We start from the raw sequence: 23,077 nt of genomic DNA on the forward strand, positions 1-23,077 counted from the left end.
AATCTAAAAAATATAGAGATTACTGGAAAACTATTGCCGATAAGAAAAACCAGACTGCTTAACCCAAAGCAACCTGGTTCCTCACATTTTATTTATTTCAATTGTCTACTTGACACGGTACGTATCACTCATCTCAGCTTTTTATACATACTATTAAATTTGTTAAAGTGAAGTCAAAAAAGTGAGTCCACCCAAAATCACACCAGCTGAGTTTGGAATAATTAGTACCCAATCTTTCTTGGGTTCTTTTGTCCATCCATAAAGAACCCAAATTAAACAAGATACTGCTGCGGATAAAGGCTGGAATGGTTGAGCTTTGTTGCCTTGTAAATTGGCAAAAATTTGTGGGATGTAGGCGATAAATACAATAATCCCGATAAAGGCCCCAATGGAACCGACAATTTGATTTATTTTTTGTTTAGTCATATATACCTCCAATTATAGAGTATCAAAATGATTGAAAATAGGCAAGGAATATGGTCATTTGTTGTTATTTTCTGTACAAAATAGAATAAAATGTTTATATCTATATTTTGCAGAGGATAGTATACAATATGTTGTGTAAACACAAAAAGGAATAAATCCGTTATAGTAGAGTTGCGAAACATTACTAGAAAGAGATTTATTCCTATGACTCAGTTTAGCACAGAACTACTTAACTTCTTAGCCCAAAAGCAAGATATTGATGAATTTTTCCGTACTTCTCTTGAAACGGCGATGAATGATCCGCTTCAAGCAGAATTGTCAGCCCTTTTAGGGTATGAGCCTTACGATAAAGTAGGCTATAATTCTGGTAATAGTCGTAATGGAAACTTTAGTCCAGCTTTGATCCCCTCTTATGGACGTCGAGATGACCACTTGGAAGAGATGGTTATCAAACTCTATCAAACCGGCGTAACGACTCGAGAAATTAGCGACATCATCGAGCGAATGGATGGTCATCACTATAGTCCTGCCACAATTTCTAATATCTCAAAAACAACTCAGGAGAATGTCTCTGCTTTTCATGAGAGAAGCTTAGAAGCCAATTACTCTGTTTTATTTCTTGATGGAACCTATCTTCCATTAAGACGTGGAGCCGTTAATAAAGAATGTATTCATATCGCACTTGGCATTACACCAGAAGGACAGAAGGTTGTTCTTGGATATGAAATCGCCCCAAATGAAAACAATGATTCATGGTCCACCCTGTTAGATAAGCTTCAAAAACAAGGCATTCAACAGGTTTCTCATGTAGCGACCGATTGCTTCAAGGGGCTTGAGCAGATGATCAGTCAGGCTTACCCATTAGCTAAACAACAACGTTGCTTAATTCATATTAGTCGAAATCTAGCTAGTAAAGTGAAACGAGCAGATAGAGCGGTTATTTTGAAGCAATTTAAAACGATTTATCGTACTGAAAATTTAGAAATAGCAGTCCTAGCTTTGGAGGACTTTATCGCTGAATGGAAACCAAAGTATAGGAAAGTCATGGAAAGTCTGGAGAATACGGATAATCTTTTAACTTTTTATCAGTTTCCCTACCAGATTTGGCACAGCATTTATTCGACAAACCTCATTGAGTCTCTTAACAAAGAAATCAAACGTCAAACGAGGCTGGGACAATAGTCCTAGCCTCTTAATTGTCTTTGGATTGTCGAGCAAGACGCAGTGGTTGAGTGGGCTCTACTACGCTGATTTCATCAGTTTTTACAGCCCTACTCAACTGTGCGGAGGTGTGACGACGAAATCGACTTCTAACGAATTACCGATTTCTGTCCCACTCTCCTAACGAGGAGGCTCTGGAACGTTATTTAGTTACTTTGTTTGAAAATTATAATTTCAAGCAAAGTCAACGTATCCACAAAGGGTTTGGCCAATGTGCTGACACACTTGAAAGCTTATTTGATTAACATTCTTCAACTCTACTTGAGTGTTTACACAAAATTATTGACAGTATCCAATTCGATTACATGACAATTATTTAATCTTTCATTAAGATAGTAAAAAACTCGTTAAAATAAGATTTATCAAGTTTTTTTGGCGCTAAAAAATGATATAATGAATGAGTCTTTAAGGTGTAGATTTTTAGACAAAAAATATATTGGGGAAAAATTGAATATGGAAAATAAAGTACGCTATAAACTGCACAAAGTGAAGAAGCAATGGGTTACTTTAGCGGTTGCTTCAGTAGCCTTGGCTACCATTGTTGGTGCTAGTGTTACCACGTCTTCACTTGTTTCGGCAGAAGAAATAAATAATACTAATGGATCACCTTCAACAACTACAGTCGGGGAAAATACAAATCCTGTGGTTGAAAAAGAGGTAGGCACAACAACAGAGGTGGCAAATACTTCAAATGCCACAACAACAGACCGAGCAGCAGTTACTGCTGATAAACCAGCTGAAACGACAGTTCAACCAAATTCAGGAGCAACTAGTGATAGAGCTGCAGCAGTAGAGGTTGAAGCCAAACCTGAAACGACTGCTAAGCCAGAAGTAGCCGCTAAACCAGAAACAGCTACAACATCTGAAGTAGCTGCAAATGCTGGAGTAGCCGCTCCAACGACTGAGAAGTCTAAAGAGCTTTCTGAAGCTGAAATTAAAGCTGCAGTCTCACTCGATAATATTAAAAAAGAAAAAGATGGTAAATATTACTATCTTTTAGAAGATGGATCACATAAGAAAAACTTTGCCATTACTGTAAATGGTCAGGTCCTTTATTTTGATGAGAATGGTGTCCTTTCAAGCACATCAACTTATTCATTCACACAAGAAACAACAAATCTTGTCACTGATTTTACTAAAAACAATGCTGCTTACGATTCAACAAAAGCAAGCTTTGAACTTGTTGATGGTTATTTGACAGCTGATAGTTGGTACCGTCCAAAAGAAATCCTTGAAGCAGGAACAACTTGGAAAGCGTCAACTGAAAAAGATTTTCGCCCACTTTTGATGTCTTGGTGGCCTGATAAGGATACTCAAGTAGCTTACTTGAACTACATGACTAAGGCTCTTAGCAATGGTGAAGAAACAAAAGATGTCTTTACGATTGAAAATTCTCAAGCTAGCTTGAATGCCGCTGCTCAAATCATTCAACGTAAGATTGAGGTTAAGATTGCTGCTAATAAGTCAACAGACTGGTTGCGTCAGTCAATCGAGGCCTTTGTTAAAGACCAAGATAAATGGGACATTAACTCTGAATCTCCAGGTAAAGAACACTTCCAAAAAGGGGCTCTCCTCTTTGTTAATAGTGATTTAACGAAGTGGGCTAACTCAGACTACCGTAAACTTGACCAAACGGCAACAAGTCGTTTGGCAAACGATAAGATCAAGAGTGGTAGTGATGCTGGTTATGAGTTCTTGCTATCAAGCGATATCGACAACTCAAACCCAATTGTGCAAGCTGAAATGCTTAACCAATTGTATTACTTCATGAACTGGGGACAAATCGTCTTTGGTGACAAGGACAAAGATGCTCACTTTGATGGTATCCGTGTTGATGCTGTGGACAATGTCAGCATCGATATGCTTCAATTAGTGTCTTCATACATGAAGGCTGCTTACAAGGTCAATGAGTCTGAAGCACGTGCCCTTGCTAATATCTCAATTCTTGAAGCTTGGTCTCAAAACGACCCATATTATGTGGACGAACATAATACAGCTGCCCTTTCTATGGATAATGGTCTCCGTTTGTCTATTGTTCATGGATTGACTCGTCCAGTAACTAATAAAGGTACAGGTGCTCGTAATGCATCAATGAAGGACCTTATTAACGGTGGTTATTTCGGTCTTTCAAACCGTGCGGAAGTTACATCATATGATCAACTTGGTTTTGCAACCTATCTCTTTGTTCGTGCACACGACTCAGAAGTTCAAACGGTTATCGCAGACATTATCAGCAAAAAAATTGATCCTACAACAGATGGATTTACTTTTACATTAGATCAATTGAAACAAGCTTTTGACATTTATAATGCTGATATGTTGAAAGTGGCTAAGGAATATACGCATTCAAATATTCCTGGAGCTTATGCTTTGATGCTTCAAACAATGGGTGCAGCAACACGTGTTTATTATGGAGACTTGTATACTGATAATGGTCAGTACATGGCTAAGAAATCACCATACTTTGATCAAATCACAACTCTTCTTAAAGCGCGTCCTAAATATGTAGCTGGTGGACAAACATCTTATATCCACAATCTTGCTGGAGATGGCGTATCGTCTGCTAAAGACAATAAAGAAGTTTTGGTTTCTGTCCGTTATGGTCAAGATTTGATGTCTAAGACTGATACAGAAGGTGGAAAATACGGTCGTAATTCTGGTATGTTGACCCTCATTGCTAATAACCCAGATTTGAAATTAGCAGATGGTGAAACAATTACTGTAAATATGGGTGCAGCCCACAAGAACCAAGCCTACCGTCCACTCTTGCTTGGTACGGATAAAGGTATCGTGTCCTCATTGAATGATTCAGATACTAAGGTTGTTAAATACACAGATGCACAAGGAAATCTTGTCTTCACAGCTGATGAAATCAAAGGCTTTAAGACTGTTGATATGAGTGGTTACCTTTCAGTTTGGGTACCAGTAGGTGCGACTGACGATCAAAACGTTCTTGCCAAACCATCAACAAAAGCCTACAAAGAAGGGGATAAGGTTTATAGCTCTTCTGCAGCACTTGAAGCACAAGTGATTTACGAAGGTTTCTCAAACTTCCAAGACTTTGTCAAAGAGGATAGTCAATATACTAACAAATTGATTGCAGCTAACGCAGACTTCTTCAAGTCATGGGGTATTACGTCATTTGAGATTGCACCTCAATATGTCTCATCTAAGGATGGCACTTTCCTTGATTCTATTATTGAAAATGGTTATGCCTTCACAGACCGTTACGACTTTGCCATGAGCAAAAACAATAAATATGGTTCAAAAGAAGATCTTCGTGATGCCCTCAAGGCTCTTCACAAACAAGGTATTCAAGTCATTGCTGACTGGGTTCCAGACCAATTGTATACTCTCCCAGGTAAAGAAGTAGTGACAGCTACTCGTACAGATACGCATGGTAAGGTGCTTGATGATACTAGCTTGGTTAATAAGCTCTATGTGACAAATACCAAGTCATCAGGAAATGATTTCCAAGCACAGTATGGTGGGGCCTTCCTCGACAAACTTCAAAAACTTTATCCAGAAATCTTCAAAGAAGTTATGGAAGCGTCAGGTAAGACAATTGATCCATCTGTGAAGATTAAACAATGGGAAGCTAAGTACTTTAACGGTACAAACATCCAAAAACGTGGTTCAGACTACGTTCTCAGCGATGGTAAATTGTACTTCACCGTTAACGATAAAGGTACCTTCCTTCCAGCTGCCTTGACTGGTGATACAAAAGCTAAAACTGGATTTGCTTATGATGGTACAGGGGTAACTTATTATACAACATCTGGTACTCAAGCTAAGAGTCAATTTGTGACATATAATGGCAAACAGTACTACTTTAACGATAAGGGTTACCTTGTAACTGGTGAACAAGCTATCGACGGTTCAAACTATTTCTTCTTGCCAAATGGTGTTATGTTTACTGATGGTGTTATTAAAAATGCCAAAGGTCAATCATTGGTTTATGGTAAGTCAGGTAAATTGACGACTCAAACAGGTTGGAAAGAAGTTACTGTTAAAGATGATAGTGGTAAGGAAGAGAAATTCTACCAATACTTCTTCAAAGGTGGCATCATGGCTACTGGTTTGACTGAAGTAGAAGGTAAGGAAAAATACTTCTATGACAATGGTTACCAAGCTAAAGGCATCTTCATTCCTACAAAAGACGGCCACTTGATGTTCTTCTGTGGCGATTCAGGTGAACGTAAGTACTCAGGCTTCTTTGAACAAGATGGTAACTGGTACTACGCTAATGATAAGGGCTATGTTGCCACTGGATTTACTAAGGTAGGTAAACAAAACCTTTACTTCAATGAAAAAGGTGTTCAAGTTAAGAATCGCTTCTTCCAAGTTGGTGATGCCACTTACTATGCAAATAACGAAGGTGATGTTCTTCGTGGTGCGCAAACCATCAATGGTGACGAGCTCTACTTTGATGAGTCAGGTAAACAAGTTAAAGGTGAGTTTGTGAACAATCCTGATGGTACGACTTCATACTACGATGCCATTACAGGTGTGAAACTTGTGGATACGACAGTTGTCGTCAATGGCGAGACCTATAATGTGGATGAAAAAGGGGTTGCAACTAAGGCTCATACATCAGGTTTCTATACGACTGGTGACAATAACTGGTTCTATGCAGATTCACATGGACATAATGTCACAGGTGCTCAATTCATCAATGGTCAAGATCTATACTTTGAATCAACGGGTAAACAAGTTAAGGGTGACTTTGTGACCAATACTGATGGCACTCGCTCATTCTACCATTGGAATACTGGTGATAAGTTAGTTTCTACCTTCTTTACAACTGGAAATGACAAGTGGTACTATGCCGATGCTAAAGGTCATGTGGTGACAGGTGCTCAAGTCATCAACGGTCAAAAACTTTACTTTGGAGCTGATGGTAAACAAGTTAAAGGTGGTTTTGCACCAAATGCAAATGGTACTCGTTCATTCTACCACGGTGCTACTGGAGATAAGTTAGTTTCAACTTTCTTCACTAGTGGAGACAATAACTGGTACTATGCTGATGCTAAGGGAGAAGTCGTTGTCGGTGAACAGACTATCAACGGACAACACCTTTACTTTGACCAAACTGGAAGACAGGTGAAAGGAGCAACGGCTTCAAATCCTGATGGTTCAATCTCTTACTATGATGTTCATACAGGGGATAAGGCTGTTAATCGCTGGATTAAGATTCCTTCAGGCCAATGGGTATACTTCAATTCTGAAGGAAAAGGCTACATGTCAAATTAAGACTAAAGAAAGAAGTCAATCACATTTGTGTGGTTGCTTTTTTCGTTAAAAAAATGTTAATTTTTTATACATTTAGGTCATTTGTCTGGACGAAAAAGTGGTATAATAACTCTTACTAAATCTTTATTTTGGAGTGCACATGACTAAGTCAAAAAACACTATTGAAAGTCGGATAGATTACTCGATTCTCTTACCAGTTCTAATCCTGTTACTGGTTGGCCTAGTCTCGATATTTATTGCGACAAACTTTGATTACCCCAAGAATCTCGTGCAAGTCATGTCCCAGCAAGTACTATGGATTTTCCTAGGTTCAGTACTTGCTTTTGTTGTCATGTTATTTAACACTGAGTTTCTTTGGAAGATAACTCCTTGGCTGTATGTATTTGGCTTGGGGTTGATGGTCCTGCCCCTTGTTTTCTATTCACCTGCTGTGGTGGAATCTACGGGTGCCAAAAACTGGGTCAGTATTGGATCGGTTACCTTGTTTCAACCGTCTGAATTTATGAAGATTTCCTATATCCTCTTTCTTTCGAGGATAGGTGTCTGGGCTAAGCAAGGACGAGAAGTGACCGACCTTAAGGATGACTGGCTTCTCCTCTTCCAGTATACAGCAGTTACCCTCCCTGTTTTGGGCCTTTTGGTTCTCCAGGGTGATATGGGGACAGCCTTGGTCTTCCTGGCAATTTTAGCGGGTATAGTCGTTGTTTCAGGAATATCCTGGCGTATCATCTTGCCAGTGGTTCTAGCCTTTGTGGCTGGTGTAGCCCTGTTTGTCATGGTCTTTATCACAGATTGGGGTAAGGAAGCTCTGATTAAGATGGGGGTTCAAACTTATCAGATTAACCGTATCTCAGCTTGGTTGGATCCTTTCACTTATGCGGATGGCATTGCTTTTCAACAGACTCAAGGCATGATTTCTATTGGTACTGGTGGTATCTATGGTAAAGGATTTAACCATCTAGAGTTAAATGTCCCAGTTCGTGAGAGTGATATGATTTTCACAGTAATTGCAGAGGATTTTGGTTTGGTTGGTAGTGGCTTGGTCCTTCTGACCTATCTCTTCCTCATTTACCGTATGTTACGAGTGACTTTTAGGTCTAACAATCGTTTTTATACCTTTATCTCTACTGGTTTTATTATGATGATTGTCTTCCATATTTTTGAAAATATTGGGGCAGCAGTAGGCATCCTTCCTTTGACAGGTATTCCTTTGCCATTTATTTCTCAAGGGGGATCTTCACTCATCTCGAACCTAATTGGAGTTGGTTTGGTGCTTTCAATGGCTTATCAAACCAATCTTAATGAGGAAAATAAAATTCTCCTAGCTATGTCTCGTCGCATGCGTGTCTCAGGGACTAGTCATGTGAAGCCTGTTACCAAGACTCATCCTAAAAAAAATAAACCCTCTAAGAGTGCTAATAAGGCCACTCAAGAGTTGGTTAAGGCTAAAGATAAGGTGGATAAGGCAACAGAGAAAATGCGTCAAACCATTTCTCAAAATACGCCAAGCCTTCATCAAGGTAAGCGTCGTAAGGGTTCGAAAAATAAACCGACACGCAAACACTAAGCAGAAGCAAGTTGACAAGTTCAACTTGTTTTTCTTTGTAAAAAATTAAGGCCCGTGTCCTCCTCTTTGCCCCTGCCTGTGGTATAATAGAAGGCGACTATTTCGAAAAGGGGTTTGCTATGATAGAGACAGCCAAGCAGCAAGAACGTGCTATTTTAGTAGGTGTTGAATTGCAAGAAACAGAGCATTTTGACATGTCCATGGAGGAGCTTGCCAGTCTTGCCAAAACAGCAGGAGCAGAGGTTGTAGCTAGCTATACCCAAAAACGTGAACGCTATGATAGTAAGTCCTTCGTAGGTTCAGGAAAATTAGAGGAAATCAAGGCCATGGTAGATGCGGATGAGATTAGCACTGTCATTGTTAATAACCGTTTAACGCCTCGTCAAAATACCAATCTTGAAGCAGCCTTTGGCGTAAAAGTCATTGATCGTATGCAATTGATTTTGGATATTTTCGCCATGAGAGCCAGAAGCCATGAAGGGAAACTTCAGGTACATCTAGCCCAGCTCAAATACATGTTACCACGTCTAGCTGGTCAAGGGATTATGCTCAGTCGTCAAGCGGGGGGCATTGGTAGCCGTGGACCTGGTGAAAGTCAGTTGGAGCTCAATCGTCGTTCCATTCGTAATCAGATTGCTGATATTGAACGTCAATTAAAGATTGTGGAGAAGAACCGAGAAACCATTCGTGAAAAGCGTGTTGATTCAAGTACCTTTAAAATTGGCTTGATTGGTTATACCAATGCTGGAAAGTCAACTATCATGAATCTTATGACGGATGATAAACAATATGAGGCCAATGAACTCTTTGCGACTCTTGATGCCACAACGAAGAAAATTTATCTTAAGGACCAATTTCAAGTGACCCTGACGGATACGGTTGGATTTATTCAGGATTTGCCAACAGAATTGGTTGCAGCTTTTAAATCAACGTTGGAAGAAAGCCGTAATGTTGACCTACTTTTGCATGTCATTGATGCCAGTGACCCCAATCATGAAGAGCATGAAAAGGTGGTCTTGGACATTCTCAAAGACTTGGATATGAGTGATATTCCACGCCTTGCTATCTACAATAAGATGGATGTAGCTGATAACTTGGTGGCAACCGTCTTTCCTAATGTTCGCCTCTCAGCGCGTGACAAGGGGAGCAGAGAAACACTTAGAAGACTCTTGATTGATGAGATTCAGCAACTGTTTGAGCCTTTTAGTATTAAGGTTCATCAAGACCAAGCTTATAAACTCTATCAGTTGAGTCAATTGGCCTTACTAGATAGTTACAACTTTGAGACAGAAGTGGAAGAAATTACAGGATTTATTTCCCCAAAAAATAAATGGAAATTGGAAGAATTTTATGACTGATTATATGGATTTAGCTTTGAAATATGGTGGTTTTACAAGTTTGGATAAGGTTTATTTGAAAAATGCCCTGTCTGATCTTTCGGACAGTCAAAAATTGGCCTTTATTACCCCTCCACCAAGTGTCATTAATGCTTATTTTGCAGAGATCTACCAGAAACAATCTCCAGAAGCAGCAACGGATTACTACTTGGAGTTGTCAAAAGCATTGGATTTGTTTAATTTGGCACCATCTTTTGATGAGCGTAAGCCCTTTATTCGTCTCAATCTTTCGGGAAAATCATACGGTTTTTGCTATGAAACAGATGATGAGGTTGCCCATGTCTTTTCAGAGCAATTAGAGGTTCCAACAACGACTATTTTGTTTGAACTTGCTCAAGTTTTTCCACAGTATAAAGTTTATCTTGAAGGAAGCAAAATTAAGATGGCTAAGGTTGACTTTGATGAAGAGGTGCTAGAAGAACTAACTCCAGAAGGTCAGCTTCTTAGTCGTGTGTCTAAGCTTAAGGGAAATGTCATTAAGTTGGCTAGTTTCAATCAGGATGAATTAGTCGAACTTTTGGCTCAGTATAAAGGGCAAGTGATTTATTATGGCTTTGCACAACGTGAATGCCTGGCTTATATTGTCCAGAAATAAGAAGAACAATAGATAGAAAGTATAGAACGTTATGGAATTACAATTTTTAGGGACAGGAGCTGGACAACCATCCAAGGCTCGGAATGTATCGAGCTTGGTTTTGAAGCTACTCGATGAAATCAATGAAGTCTGGATGTTCGATTGTGGGGAAGGAACCCAGCGTCAGATTTTAGAAACAACGATAAAGCCTCGTAAAGTTAAGAAAATCTTCATCACGCATATGCATGGAGACCATATCTTCGGCTTGCCTGGCTTCTTGGCGAGTCGTTCCTTCCAATCCAGTGAAGAACAAACAGATTTGGAGGTTTATGGTCCAGTAGGTATCAAGCAATATGTTATGACCAGTCTTCGTACCTCGGGGACACGTCTTCCTTACCGAGTGCATTTTACTGAGATTGATGAGCATAAGTTAGGCTTGGTTATGGAAAATGACAAATTTGCTGTTTACGCTGACAAGTTGGATCATACTATTTTTTGTGTTGGCTACCGTGTGGTTCAAAAAGACCTAGAGGGTACTCTGGATGCTGAGGCTCTCAAAGCAGCTGGTGTCCCATTTGGACCACTCTTTGGTCAAATCAAGAATGGTCAAGATGTGGTTCTTGAAAATGGTACAAAAATCATTGCCAAGGACTATATTTCTGCGCCTAAGAAAGGCAAAGTGATTACTATCTTGGGTGATACCCGGAAGACGAATGCTAGTGTTCGTCTGGGATTGGGTGCTGATGTCTTGGTTCATGAGTCAACTTATGGTAAGGGTGATGAAAACATTGCCAAAAGTCATGGACATTCAACCAATATACAAGCAGCCCAGGTCGCTAAAGATGCTTCAGCCAAGCGTTTGTTACTCAATCATGTGTCAGCTCGTTTCTTGGGCCGAGACATCGGTAGGATGGCGGCAGATGCCCAAACGATTTTCAAAAATACCTACATTGTACGAGACATGGAAGAGGTAGAAATCTAATGGCTAAACAACGTATTATCGCTATTACGGGTGCCTCAGGAGGTCTTGCTCAAGAAATTGTCAAGCAGCTCTCCCCAAGTGATGGCATTATCCTCTTAGGACGAGGCAAGGACAAGCTGGAGAAATGCTATCGTCATGTGGAAAATAAAACCTGTCTTGCCATTGACCTTAGAGACGACAATGCCATTAAAGAAATGGTAGATTATCTCTATCAACGTTTTGGCCGTATTGATGTTTTTATCAATAATGCTGGCTTCGGCGAATTTAAATCTTATGATTGTTACACTAGCCAAGAAGTCCGTGATATGTTTGATATCAATACCTTTGCGACCATGACCTTTTCACGTCTGATGGCTGAGAAAATGGTGGAGCAAGGCCATGGCCATATCATCAATATCGCCAGTATGGCGGGGAAAATTGCGACAGCCAACTCAAGTGTCTATGCAGCGACAAAGTTTGCGGTAATTGGCTTCTCAGATGCCCTGCGTCTGGAACTAGCTGATAAGGGCGTTTATGTGACAACCGTCAATCCAGGTCCAATTGAGACAAGCTTCTTTGATCAAGCTGACCCCTCTGGAGCTTATCTTGAGAGTGTTAAAAAGTTTGTCCTCAGTCCTAAGTACGTTGCTAAAAAGATTGTCCGTATTCTGGGCAAAAACAAACGAGAAGTCAATCTGCCACGACTCTTAGCAGTTGCTCACAAAGGCTATACGCTATTTCCACGCATCTCGGACAAGCTAGCTACCAATATATTTAACTACAAATAGGGGGGTTCTAGACGGCATCAAATATCCAATCTTATTTAGAAAACCTCCAGCACTATAGGTTAAAAAAGGAGTTAAGATGTTAGAATACAAACAAGAAATTCCAGCGATGGAAGACCTACTCGCATTGTACAGCTCGGTTGGCTGGACCAATTATACTAACAACCCATCTATGCTAGAAGAAGCTGTCAAAGCCAGTCTCTGGCAGTTGTCAGTCTATGATAAGGAGGAGCTAGTAGCCTACATTCGCTTGGTAGGAGATGGTCACTCTGTCATTTTTGTGCAGGACCTCTTGGTGCAACCAGATCATCAGCGCCAAGGTATCGGAAAGAAACTCTTAGAAGAGGCTTTAGCAACTTTCCCCAATGTCTATCAACGGCTCCTTGCCACTGAACGTAGCGAGAAAAATCTAGCCTTTTACCAATCTCTGGGCTTTGTCGAACTTTCAGAGCAAGCCTGTACAGGGATGATTTATAAAAATTGATGTAGAGGATTTCCGGACAGGGAATCCTTTTCTTCTTGTTTTACCCTACATTGCTTGAAAACGATAGTAGAATAGAGCTAGATAAAAGGAAGAGGAGAAAAGACAAGACAAATAAGGGAGAAATATCCAGACTATTATTTTGCTTAGAAAAGCAGGTCTTGATTATAAATGTACTACGAGTCTATGCATCTTCCGATTTTTTCCGTTCTCTTTTTGGAAAACTCAGACTTCTATCCAGTCTGATAAATTTATTCATGTTATAATAAGTAGACTAGATGACAGGGAGAAAATATAAAAACATGATTACATCAACGTATGATTGGAAAATAAATACAAAAGAGCCAGATGCTGGCTTTTTTAAACTTGCCAAAGAACATGGGCTGGCAGAAACAGCAACCAAGATTGCTTATGAACGTGGCATTACGACAGAAGATGCTCTTGAAGACTTTCTCAAGGCTGATTTATCACACCTTCATGATCCTTATCTTCTGCATGATATGGATAAGGCAGTGGCTAGAATTCGTCAGGCCATTGAAAATTATGAACAAATCTTAGTCTATGGAGACTATGATGCAGATGGTATGACATCAGCATCGATTGTCAAGGAAGCCCTTGAAATGATGGGCGCTGAAGCTCGAGTTTATTTGCCTAACCGCTTTACAGATGGTTATGGGCCTAACGAAAGTGTCTACAAATATTTCATTGAGCAGGAAGGTGTCTCGCTTATTGTCACAGTTGATAATGGGGTAGCGGGAAATGAAGCTATTGCTTATGCGCAAGAGCAAGGTGTGGATGTTATCGTTACTGACCACCATAGCATGCCAGCTCAGCTTCCAGATGCCTACGCCATTGTCCACCCAGAACATCCAGATGCCGATTATCCCTTTAAGTATCTGGCAGGTTGTGGAGTAGCTTTCAAATTGGCAACGGCTCTCCTTGAGACCATTCCTACAGAGATGCTGGACTTGGTAGCCATTGGGACCATTGCCGATATGGTTAGTCTAACGGATGAAAATCGTATTATGGTCAAGGTGGGTCTGGAAATTCTAAAGACTACTGAGCGTATTGGACTGCAAGAGTTACTCCGTATTTCAGATGTAGACCCAACAACGATTTCTGAAGAAATAGTAGGTTTTAAACTGGCCCCTCAACTCAATGCCTTGGGGCGCTTAGACGATCCAAATCCAGCTATTGAACTGCTGACCGGATTTGACGATGAAGAAGCTCAAGCCATTGCTCTGAATATAAATGCCAAAAATGAAGAACGCAAGGAAGTTGTTCAAAAAATCTTTGATGAAGCCATGACTATGGTAGACTTGGATAAACCTGTTCAGGTTTTAGCTAAGGAAGGCTGGCATCCGGGTGTTCTCGGCATTGTTGCTGGTCGCATCATGGAACAAATCAGTCAGACAGTGGTAGTTTTAAATATCAAAGATGGTCTGGCTAAGGGTTCAGCCCGTAGTCTGGAATCTATCAATATCTTCCATGCCCTAGATAATCATCGAGATATTTTTACTGCTTTTGGAGGGCATGCTGGAGCAGCTGGGATGACCCTCCCAGAGGAAAATCTTGGTCAACTCTCCGGTATTTTGTGCCATTATGTCTATGACAATGACATTGATACAAGCGCTAAAAATACACTCAATCTAGACGAGGAACTCAAGCTCAGTGAGCTTAGCTTGGATACTATAAAGAGCCTGGGGAAATTAGCTCCTTTTGGCATGGATAATAAAAAGCCAGTCTTTTGGCTACATGATATTACAGTGACTCAAGCCAGGACTATGGGACAAAATGGAGCTCATCTTAAGTTTAAGGTTAAACAAGGCAAGGCTAGTTTTGATGTTGTCGCCTTTAATAAAGGTCATTTGCTTCAAGAATTCCAACAAGCTCAAGGTTTGGAATTAGCCGTGACCTTATCTGTAAATGTTTGGAATGGTCAGACAACACTCCAGCTTATGCTTGAGGATGCGCGTGTAGAAGGCATCCAATTATTTGATATTCGTGCTAAAAATATGACTCTACCAGAAGGCGTACCGATGGTAGAAGAAGCATCAGACACAGCACCTGAGGTAGTCCTTAATAAGTTGCCTGAATCTGCGACAGAATTGAAAGAGTGGTTTGAAGGTAAGGATTTCCAAGCGATATACTTTAAGAATAGCATCAAACAGGCTTATTATCTGACCGGCTATGGAACCAGAGAGCAGTTCGCAAGGCTCTATAAGACCATCTACCAATTTCCAGAGTTTGATGTCCGCTATAAACTGGATGACCTCAGTCATTACCTTAAAATTGATAAAATTCTCCTTATCAAGATGATTCAGATTTTTGATGAATTGGACTTTGTGACCATTGATAATGGTGTTATGACAGTCAATAAAGAAGCTGAAAAACGTGACATTGAAGACAGTCAGATTTTCCAAGACCTTAAACATTTAGTTAAGTTCCAAGAACTCATGGCTTTGGGAACACCACGGGAAATTTATGATTGGCTCTATAAGCCAGAGCAGTAGTGACCAACTAAGATGATTGGTTTAGAATCTAGGGGTTAGTATTTTCTAAATCCACGGTTTCATGCTATAATAATATGTAAATATTTTTTGGCAAAATGCCTATAGGAAGAACAAATGAAATTAGAAGACTATATTGCATCTATTGAAAACTACCCTAAAGAAGGGGTTACTTTCCGTGATATTAGCCCATTGATGGCTGATGGAAAAGCTTATGGCTATGCTATTCGTGAAATCGTTCAGTATGCTACGGATATGAAGATTGATATGATTGTTGGTCCAGAAGCACGTGGTTTCATTGTTGGATGTCCAGTTGCTTATCAACTTGGAATTGGCTTTGCGCCAGTTCGTAAACCTGGTAAATTGCCACGTGAAGTCATTTCAGCAGATTACGAAAAAGAGTACGGTGTTGATACGCTTTGTATGCACGCTGATGCCATTAAACCTGGCCAACGTGTCCTTATCGTTGATGATCTCTTGGCGACTGGCGGAACTGTGAAAGCCACAATTGAAATGGTAGAACGCCTTGGCGGTGTTGTTGCTGGTTGTGCCTTCTTGATTGAACTTGACGGTCTTAATGGACGTCAAGCTATTGAAGGCTATGACACTAAAGTATTGATGAACTTCCCAGGATAATTTATTCCTGATTTTACAAAAGGCCTTAGGGCCTTTTTAACTCTTTTAAACAGAATATGCTTTCTTATATAGTTTTAAGCTATAGCTAACTAGAGAAAATATATATTTGATAACAATACCTCCCCGGTTTATAATATGAAGATAGAATAGACAAGGATGGAGATGTTGTTATGCCTATAAAACTTGATAATAAGTTACCAGCTCTTGATGTATTGCGTTCGGAAAATGTCTTCATCATGGATGAGAATAGGGCTAGTAGTCAGGATATACGACCAATGGAGGTCCTAATCCTTAACCTAATGCCAACTAAAGAAGTGACAGAAACCCAGTTGCTACGTCTTTTGGCAAATACGCCACTACAGATTAACGTTGAGTTTCTTTATATGGCTAGCCATAAATCGAAAAACACCCATGCCGAACATATGAAGAATTTTTATAAGACATTTGATGAAATCAAGGACAAGTATTACGATGGTCTTATCGTGACGGGGGCTCCTGTTGAACAAATGCCTTTTGAGGAAGTTGATTATTGGCAGGAATTGACACGAGTTTTTGACTGGTCTAAAAAGCATGTTTATTCAACCCTTCATTTGTGTTGGGGGGCTCAAGCAGGCCTTTACTACAAACATGGGGTTGACAAGGTTGCCTTGCCAGAGAAATTATCTGGAATCTATAAACAAACCGTTGATATGCCAGAAAATTTCCTCATGAATGGCTTTGATGACAGCTTTGTATCACCTCACTCACGCTATACAGAAGTCACTCTTGAAGATATCAAAAACAAGACAGATTTAGATGTTGTTGTTTCAGGGCCTGAAGTAGGACTGTCTATTTTAGCCAGTAAGAATCTTCGTGAGGTTTATAGTTTCGGCCACTTTGAATATGACAGAGATACATTGGCTAGAGAATATCGAAGGGACTTGGCTGTGGGCATTAACCCAGATGTACCAGCGAATTATTTTCCAGAGGATGATCCTAATCAGGAACCTCAACTGCGTTGGAACCTTGCAGCATCAGCTTTCTTTAGTAATTGGATTAACTACGCGGTCTATCAAGAAACACCATATCGTTTAGAAGAGTTGGAAGATGATTTTTCATTCTACGGTTATTTGTAGCAGACAGATTCAAGAGTCTTATATGTGATTATTTAGACTTTTGGCGTCAGTCTAGCAACTCTGAAAGGTTATTATGAGTTTTTTTGAACAGTATCGATCAGGAAATCTGGTCCTTCCAAACGCCTTGTTTTTCCATTTTAAGGATATTTTTCCGTCGGCGGATGACTTTTTAGTCTGGCAATTTCTCTATCTGCAAACGACAACTCAGATTGGAGAAGTGGCTTCTAGTCAGATTGCGCAAGCAACTGGCAAGACACCAACTGAGGTTAATAAGAGTATTACGACATTGACTGAGGCCGGACTCCTTGATTTCACAACAATTAAGGTTAATAATGAAATTGAGATGGTTGTTGATGCTTCACCTGCTTTAGCTATTTTAGATAAGCTAATGAGTAAGGAAAAGACAGTGTCAGGCCCTGTCGTTGGTCAACCAACCAATACACAACTCATCAAACAACTGACGGATGAGTTGGAACAGGCTTTGGGAATCTTGAATCCTATGGTTATTGAAGATTTAAACAAGGAAATTCAAGAAGAACATACTGATCCTGAACTTATTCGTGAGGCTTTGAGAGAAGCTGTCTTTAACCAAAAAACAAATTGGAATTACGTTAAAGGCGTTCTTCGCAACTGGAAATTGAGTGGCATCACTACTAAACTTCAAGTTGAACAGCGTCGTCTGGAGCATCAAGGAAAGAAACAGGCTCATCAGGTTTCGGAAGACTTCAAAACAGGAATGGATGCAGCCCGTCAATTATGGGGGGGCCAATAATGTTGGGAAGAAAGCGTGTTAATGAAGCTCTAGCCTTGATGGGAGAGATGTTTCCCAATGCTCATGGAGAGTTGGAGTGGGAAACTCCTTTCCAGCTATTAGTTGCTGTTATTTTATCAGCCCAGACAACAGACAAGGCTGTTAATAAGATTACACCAGGCTTATGGGCGCGTTATCCAGAAATTGAAGATTTAGCATCTGCCAATCTTGATGACGTTGAAATGTGCTTACGGACCATCGGCCTCTACAAGAATAAAGCTAAGAATATCATTAAAACGGCAAGAGCTATTCTAATGAATTTTGATGGGCAAGTTCCCAAAACACACAAAGAATTAGAGAGTTTACCTGGTGTGGGAAGGAAAACAGCTAATGTTGTTTTAGCCGAAGTTTATGGGATTCCGTCCATTGCTGTTGACACACATGTCTCACGTGTTTCGAAACGCCTAAATATTGTTGCAGAAGATGCAACTGTAGAGGAAATTGAAGCAGAGTTGATGAAGAAAATCCCCAAAAGAGACTGGATTATTAGTCATCATCGCATGATTTTCTTTGGACGTTATCATTGTTTAGCTAAGAATCCTAAATGTCAGTCCTGCCCCCTTCAAAGCTATTGTAAGTATTATAAGGAAATGATTAAGAAATAAGTTGGAGAATGTGAGTTTCTTCAACTTTTTTATAGCTGTAAGATTTTGTTACAAACTAGTAACTTGACAAAAGTCTCAGGCTTTAAGAAAATAGAAGAAACGATTTAGAAGCAGGAGCGGTATAGTATGGCTGAATTCAGTAATGAAGAGTATCTCAGAGCCTTAGCAGATAATGGTGATAGAGAAGCAGCCAAAGAATATGAGCAGGCTTTGGATAATCGTATCTTTCAGTTGCAAATTTCTTTGGCTCAAACGAGTGATCCGCAGGGCCGTAAGGAAGTGCAAAAACTCTTGGAACAAGAGGAAAAGAAAAAAAGGGACTACTTTCAAGAAAAAGAGGAAAAAGCTGTGAGCGAATTTAGACGTCGTAAGAATGAACCTACTAGAAGTAGGAAGGTTTCGAGTTTTGATAGGCTAAGAGACCCTAAAGTGATTAGATGGGTGATTGGCGTTGTGGCAGTAGCTGCTGTTGTGATTCCTGTTGTCACTCTAATGTGGTATAGTAATAACCAAAACGAAAACGTAACCAATCCTTGGAAAAATGGCCAGTTAGCCAAAAGTAAGGAAGCAGCTGCAGCATCTTCAGATAATCAGTCCTCTAATGTTGATACGTCATCATTGTCTGATCAGCAGTTAGAAGACTGGGTAGTTTCTACCTATGCCAAGGAACAAGGCTCAACAGGCGAAAGTTATAAAAATCTGGGTTGGAATGTTTATTCATGGACTGACGATGACGATAATCTAGTCTATGCCCAACTCTCTGATAGTTATGGTAATAATGTCCTTCTTTTCCGAGTTGACAAAAAAGGTCAGTTAGAAGCCTATGGTGGTCTTGATGGTTCAAGTGGATCTTGGGACGTCGTTTCCAAAAAATATTCAACAAGCTAATTAAACCGTTATAAAACGCCTGACTAGGGTGTCTGAGACTGTCTTTTGACAGTCTTTTTTGGTATAATTTAAGGTAATCGTGTATACAATTAAAAAGTTGATTATGGAGATTTGAGATTATCAGTTCGACGGAACTTTTTTAGTCTCCTCGGATTTTTCACTAATCAGTTTTAAAAAGGAGAGTTGTCGTGTCAGACTATTTATCGGTCACCTCTTTAACCAAATATTTGAAAATGAAATTTGACCGTGATCCTTATTTAGAGAGGGTATATTTGACAGGTCAGGTTTCCAATTTTCGTCGTCGGCCAAGTCATCAGTATTTTTCTCTTAAGGATGAGGGAGCTGTTATCCAAGCAACAATTTGGGCAGGAGTCTTCAAAAAACTTGGTTTTGACCTCGAAGAAGGGATGAAAATCAATGTTGTTGGTCGTGTCCAGATTTATGAGCCTAGTGGCTCTTATTCCATTATTATTGAGAAAGCTGAGCCAGATGGTGTGGGTGCCTTGGCTCTCCAATTTGAACAGCTTCGTAAGAAACTAACTGCTCAAGGTTATTTTGACGAGCGTCATAAACAGGCTCTTCCTAATTTTGTCAAAAAGATTGGGGTTGTCACGAGTCCTAGTGGTGCGGTTATTCGAGACATCATTACAACAGTTAGTCGTCGTTTTCCCGGAGTGGAGATTTTACTCTTTCCTACCAAGGTTCAAGGAGAAGGAGCTGCACAAGAAATTGCTGAAAATATCCAAAGAGCCAATCAAAGGGATAATCTGGATCTTTTAATCGTCGGTCGTGGTGGAGGTTCAATCGAAGATCTTTGGGCCTTTAACGAAGAAATTGTGGTGCAATCGATTTTTGAGAGTCGTTTGCCTGTGATTTCTAGTGTTGGTCATGAAACCGATACGACTTTGGCTGACTTTGTAGCAGATCGTAGGGCAGCTACCCCTACAGCAGCGGCAGAGCTTGCAACGCCAGTATCTAAGGCGGATACCTTGGTTTGGATTCGGGAAAGACAAAACAGGGGTTATCAAGCTTGTTTGAGACGTATACAGTATAACCAAGAGCGTTTAGCCAAATTGTCACAGTCTATTGTCTTTAGGCAGCCTGAGCGCCTTTATGACGGCTATTTGCAAAAGCTTGACCAATTGACAACCCGACTTGAAACCTTGATAAAGCAGGAGTTTGAACGTAAACAAAAAGAAACGGCTCTTTTAAGTCAGAGACTGCAAGGTTTGAATCTCTTTGCTAGTGTAGAGAATTATCAGGACCGTCGGGAGTCCTTACAGCGTTTGTTAGTTACTACAACCAAGAACACCCTTAACGGCTATCGTGTCAGACTAGAGAAGGCACAAGAGGCTCTATTATCACTGGACACTAGTCGTATTGTTGCAAGGGGCTATGCTATTGTCAATAAAGACGATAAGCCCCTAACCACTATCAAGGATATTACTGAAGGTGATCAATTAACTATCCAAATGAGGGATGGAGAACTAGAAGTAGAGGTAAAAAATGTCAACGAAAAAAACATTTGAGGAAAATTTACAGGACCTAGAAGCCATCGTTACTAAACTTGAGACAGGCGATGTTGCTCTTGAAGATGCTATTGCGGAGTTCCAAAAGGGTATGGCCCTGTCTAAAGATTTGCAGAAGACCTTGGAAGATGCTGAAAAGACATTGGTTAAGGTTATGCAAGCAGACGGTACAGAAAAGGAAATGGATGCCTAATGACTAAGCGTGAAAAAATTGATGCTGCTATCCGTGATTACTACCAAAAGAAGAATCTTCCAGTATCAAATGAACTGATTACAGCTATTCTTTATTCAGTTGATGGTGGCGGTAAGCGTATTCGTCCTCTCATTTTCTTGGATTTGCTTGAAGGATTTGGTTTAGAGTTAACTGATAGTCATTTTGATGTCGCAGCGAGTCTTGAAATGATTCATACAGGAAGTCTGATTCACGATGATTTGCCGGCCATGGATAATGATGATTACCGTCGAGGATGTTTGACAAACCATAAAAAATTTGACGAAGCAACGGCGATTTTGGCTGGTGATTCTCTCTTTTTAGACCCCTTTGATTTACTTGCCCAAACAGAGCTATCAGCAGAAATTCGTGTTGAATTGATTCAAGCTCTCTCTCATGCTTCGGGAACCTTTGGTATGGTAGGTGGTCAGATGCTGGATATGAAGGGTGAAGGTCAAGAACTTGATTTATCACAACTGGCTCAGATTCATGAACATAAGACAGGTAAGCTCTTAACCTTTCCTTTTGTGGCAGCAGGTATTGTTGCTCAACAAGGACTAGAGGTTTTGGACAATCTTCAGGAAGCCGGTCAGCTGATTGGTCTAGCCTTTCAAGTGCGTGATGACATCTTGGATGTGACAGCTGATTTTGAAGCCTTGGGAAAAACACCTGGAAAAGATGTAGTTGCTGGAAAATCAACCTATCCGGCTCTGCTTGGTCTTGAAAAATCACATGCTATCCTCGAGGAATCACTTAATAAAGCGGAGGCTATTTTCCAAAATCTAGCTGAGACTCAAGGTTTCAAGAAAGACAGTATTATAGAAATCATAGAAAGGTTACGACTCCATGCCTAAGGAAAGAGTAGACGTCTTGGCTTATAAACAAGGCCTTTTTGAAACACGAGAACAAGCTAAACGTGGCGTTATGGCTGGTTTAGTTGTTAATGTTATCAATGGTGAACGTTACGATAAACCCGGTGAAAAAATTGATGACGGTACAGAGTTGAAGCTTAAAGGAGAAAAACTCAAGTATGTGAGCCGTGGAGGACTCAAACTTGAAAAAGCTTTGGAAGTATTCAATCTGTCAGTTGAAGACATGACGACCATCGATATTGGAGCTTCAACAGGTGGATTTACCGATGTTATGCTTCAAAATGGGGCCAAACTGGTTTATGCTGTGGATGTCGGCACCAATCAGTTGGTTTGGAAATTACGTCAAGATGAGCGTGTTCGTTCCATGGAGCAATATAATTTCCGTTATGCTGAACCTATTGATTTTACAGAAGGTCTACCGTCTTTTGCATCAATCGATGTCAGTTTCATCTCGCTAAATTTGATTCTGCCGGCCTTGGCTAAGATATTGGTTGATGGAGGGCAAGTTGTTGCTCTTGTGAAACCGCAATTTGAGGCGGGCCGTGAACAAATTGGGAAAAACGGGATTGTTCGTGAGAGCAGTGTCCATGAGAAGGTGCTAGAAACAGTCACTGCTTTTGCAGTTGATTATGGCTTTTCGGTTAAAGGGTTGGATTTTTCCCCTATTCAAGGTGGCCATGGTAATATTGAGTTTCTGGCCCACTTGGAGAAAACAACTTCGCCTAAGAATGAGGTTATATCCGCTATCAAGGAAGTTGTAGCACAAGCACATAAGGAGTTTAAGAAAAATGAAGAAGAATGATCGTTTGGAGCTAATCCGAAAGATTGTCCAAGAAAATAAAATTACGACTCAGGGAGAATTGGTAAAATTACTCCAAAATGAGGGATTGAAGGCTACTCAGGCGACAGTATCGCGTGATATCAATGAAATTGGTATTACCAAGGTACCAACGGAAGACGGTTCTTACATTTATGGGCTCTCAACTGCTCCTAGACGAGTGGGTGGAACCTCTGTTGTGACTCGTCGATTGTTGCGTGTTGATCGTCAACATGCCTTAATGAATATCGTTGTTCAACCTGGGACAAGCCGCCTCATCAAGAAGATTCTTTTGGATGAGTACAAACATTTGATTTTTAGTGTCATTGCTGACGATGATACCCTCTTTTTAGTGGCTCAGTCAGAGTTAGCAGCTATCGAACTACAGGGGCAAATCATTAAGTGGGTTGAAGAATAG

Annotated in this window: 19 protein-coding genes and 2 pseudogenes; 20 read left to right on the plus strand and 1 reads right to left on the minus strand. The window is 40.3% G+C overall.

What is annotated here, in order from left to right:
* Positions 1 to 162: 162 nt before the first annotated feature.
* Positions 163 to 426: a SemiSWEET family transporter gene (locus PCY14_RS08275; protein ID WP_301363400.1), complete on the minus strand. Its 264-nt coding sequence runs from the start codon at positions 424 to 426 to the stop codon at positions 163 to 165.
* Between the two features lie 204 nt (positions 427 to 630).
* Between PCY14_RS08275 and PCY14_RS08280 the strand changes: the two are divergent.
* The 20 genes and pseudogenes from PCY14_RS08280 to PCY14_RS08375 all read left to right on the plus strand — a co-directional run.
* Positions 631 to 1,596, plus strand: a pseudogene (locus PCY14_RS08280) (IS256 family transposase); the annotation flags it as partial.
* 170 nt (positions 1,597 to 1,766) lie between these two features.
* Positions 1,767 to 1,892 (plus strand): annotated as a pseudogene (locus tag PCY14_RS08285) (IS256 family transposase); the annotation flags it as partial.
* A gap of 208 nt (positions 1,893 to 2,100) precedes the next feature.
* Positions 2,101 to 6,900, plus strand: coding sequence for a glycoside hydrolase family 70 protein (locus PCY14_RS08290; protein WP_301363402.1), 4,800 nt, complete (start codon positions 2,101 to 2,103; stop codon positions 6,898 to 6,900).
* A gap of 139 nt (positions 6,901 to 7,039) precedes the next feature.
* Positions 7,040 to 8,467, plus strand: coding sequence for an FtsW/RodA/SpoVE family cell cycle protein (locus tag PCY14_RS08295; RefSeq protein WP_021145553.1), 1,428 nt, complete (start codon positions 7,040 to 7,042; stop codon positions 8,465 to 8,467).
* A 119-nt stretch (positions 8,468 to 8,586) separates the two neighbouring features.
* Positions 8,587 to 9,825, plus strand: coding sequence for a GTPase HflX (gene hflX, locus PCY14_RS08300; protein WP_008534405.1), 1,239 nt, complete (start codon positions 8,587 to 8,589; stop codon positions 9,823 to 9,825).
* The gene (locus tag PCY14_RS08305; RefSeq protein ID WP_021151997.1) at positions 9,818 to 10,459 is read left to right on the plus strand and encodes a hypothetical protein; all 642 of its coding nucleotides are present in this window, start codon (positions 9,818 to 9,820) and stop codon (positions 10,457 to 10,459) included. Before hflX ends, PCY14_RS08305 begins: the two co-directional genes overlap by 8 nt.
* Before the next feature lie 31 nt (positions 10,460 to 10,490).
* A complete protein-coding gene (gene rnz / locus PCY14_RS08310) occupies positions 10,491 to 11,420 on the plus strand; it encodes a ribonuclease Z (protein ID WP_301363404.1) in 930 nt (309 codons plus the stop codon).
* Positions 11,420 to 12,187 carry an SDR family oxidoreductase gene (locus tag PCY14_RS08315; RefSeq protein WP_301363405.1) on the plus strand — a complete coding sequence of 256 codons (768 nt, stop codon included), beginning with the start codon at positions 11,420 to 11,422 and terminating at the stop codon, positions 12,185 to 12,187. Before rnz ends, PCY14_RS08315 begins: the two co-directional genes overlap by 1 nt.
* A gap of 76 nt (positions 12,188 to 12,263) precedes the next feature.
* Positions 12,264 to 12,668: a GNAT family N-acetyltransferase gene (locus tag PCY14_RS08320; RefSeq protein WP_008534410.1), complete on the plus strand. Its 405-nt coding sequence runs from the start codon at positions 12,264 to 12,266 to the stop codon at positions 12,666 to 12,668.
* 299 nt (positions 12,669 to 12,967) lie between these two features.
* Positions 12,968 to 15,178 carry a single-stranded-DNA-specific exonuclease RecJ gene (recJ, locus tag PCY14_RS08325; protein ID WP_060934306.1) on the plus strand — a complete coding sequence of 737 codons (2,211 nt, stop codon included), beginning with the start codon at positions 12,968 to 12,970 and terminating at the stop codon, positions 15,176 to 15,178.
* Between the two features lie 114 nt (positions 15,179 to 15,292).
* Positions 15,293 to 15,811, plus strand: coding sequence for an adenine phosphoribosyltransferase (locus PCY14_RS08330; protein WP_021145546.1), 519 nt, complete (start codon positions 15,293 to 15,295; stop codon positions 15,809 to 15,811).
* A 170-nt stretch (positions 15,812 to 15,981) separates the two neighbouring features.
* A complete protein-coding gene (gene metA, locus PCY14_RS08335; protein WP_021145545.1) occupies positions 15,982 to 16,926 on the plus strand; it encodes a homoserine O-succinyltransferase in 945 nt (314 codons plus the stop codon).
* Positions 16,927 to 16,999: 73 nt separating this feature from the next.
* Positions 17,000 to 17,698, plus strand: coding sequence for a DnaD domain-containing protein (locus PCY14_RS08340; protein WP_164376565.1), 699 nt, complete (start codon positions 17,000 to 17,002; stop codon positions 17,696 to 17,698).
* Positions 17,698 to 18,342, plus strand: coding sequence for an endonuclease III (gene nth, locus PCY14_RS08345; RefSeq protein WP_021145542.1), 645 nt, complete (start codon positions 17,698 to 17,700; stop codon positions 18,340 to 18,342). The genes PCY14_RS08340 and nth overlap by 1 nt, the downstream gene beginning before the upstream one ends.
* Before the next feature lie 126 nt (positions 18,343 to 18,468).
* Positions 18,469 to 19,230 (plus strand): hypothetical protein, encoded by a 762-nt coding sequence (locus PCY14_RS08350; protein WP_021145541.1) that lies wholly within the window; start codon positions 18,469 to 18,471, stop codon positions 19,228 to 19,230.
* 188 nt (positions 19,231 to 19,418) lie between these two features.
* Positions 19,419 to 20,759, plus strand: a complete 1,341-nt coding sequence (xseA, locus tag PCY14_RS08355) for an exodeoxyribonuclease VII large subunit (protein ID WP_021151989.1) — start codon at positions 19,419 to 19,421, stop codon at positions 20,757 to 20,759.
* On the plus strand, positions 20,737 to 20,952 hold the full coding sequence (locus PCY14_RS08360; RefSeq protein WP_060934310.1) for an exodeoxyribonuclease VII small subunit: 216 nt from the start codon (positions 20,737 to 20,739) through the stop codon (positions 20,950 to 20,952). Before xseA ends, PCY14_RS08360 begins: the two co-directional genes overlap by 23 nt.
* Complete coding sequence (locus tag PCY14_RS08365; RefSeq protein WP_301363408.1) at positions 20,952 to 21,824, plus strand: polyprenyl synthetase family protein; 873 nt, start codon at positions 20,952 to 20,954, stop codon at positions 21,822 to 21,824. The genes PCY14_RS08360 and PCY14_RS08365 overlap by 1 nt, the downstream gene beginning before the upstream one ends.
* On the plus strand, positions 21,817 to 22,644 hold the full coding sequence (locus PCY14_RS08370; RefSeq protein ID WP_301363410.1) for a TlyA family RNA methyltransferase: 828 nt from the start codon (positions 21,817 to 21,819) through the stop codon (positions 22,642 to 22,644). The genes PCY14_RS08365 and PCY14_RS08370 overlap by 8 nt, the downstream gene beginning before the upstream one ends.
* Positions 22,631 to 23,077, plus strand: a complete 447-nt coding sequence (locus PCY14_RS08375) for an arginine repressor (RefSeq protein ID WP_002884132.1) — start codon at positions 22,631 to 22,633, stop codon at positions 23,075 to 23,077. The genes PCY14_RS08370 and PCY14_RS08375 overlap by 14 nt, the downstream gene beginning before the upstream one ends.

The sequence above is a fragment of the Streptococcus sp. SV2 genome (assembly GCF_030440175.1).
GTDB classification, from domain to species: domain Bacteria; phylum Bacillota; class Bacilli; order Lactobacillales; family Streptococcaceae; genus Streptococcus; species Streptococcus raffinosi.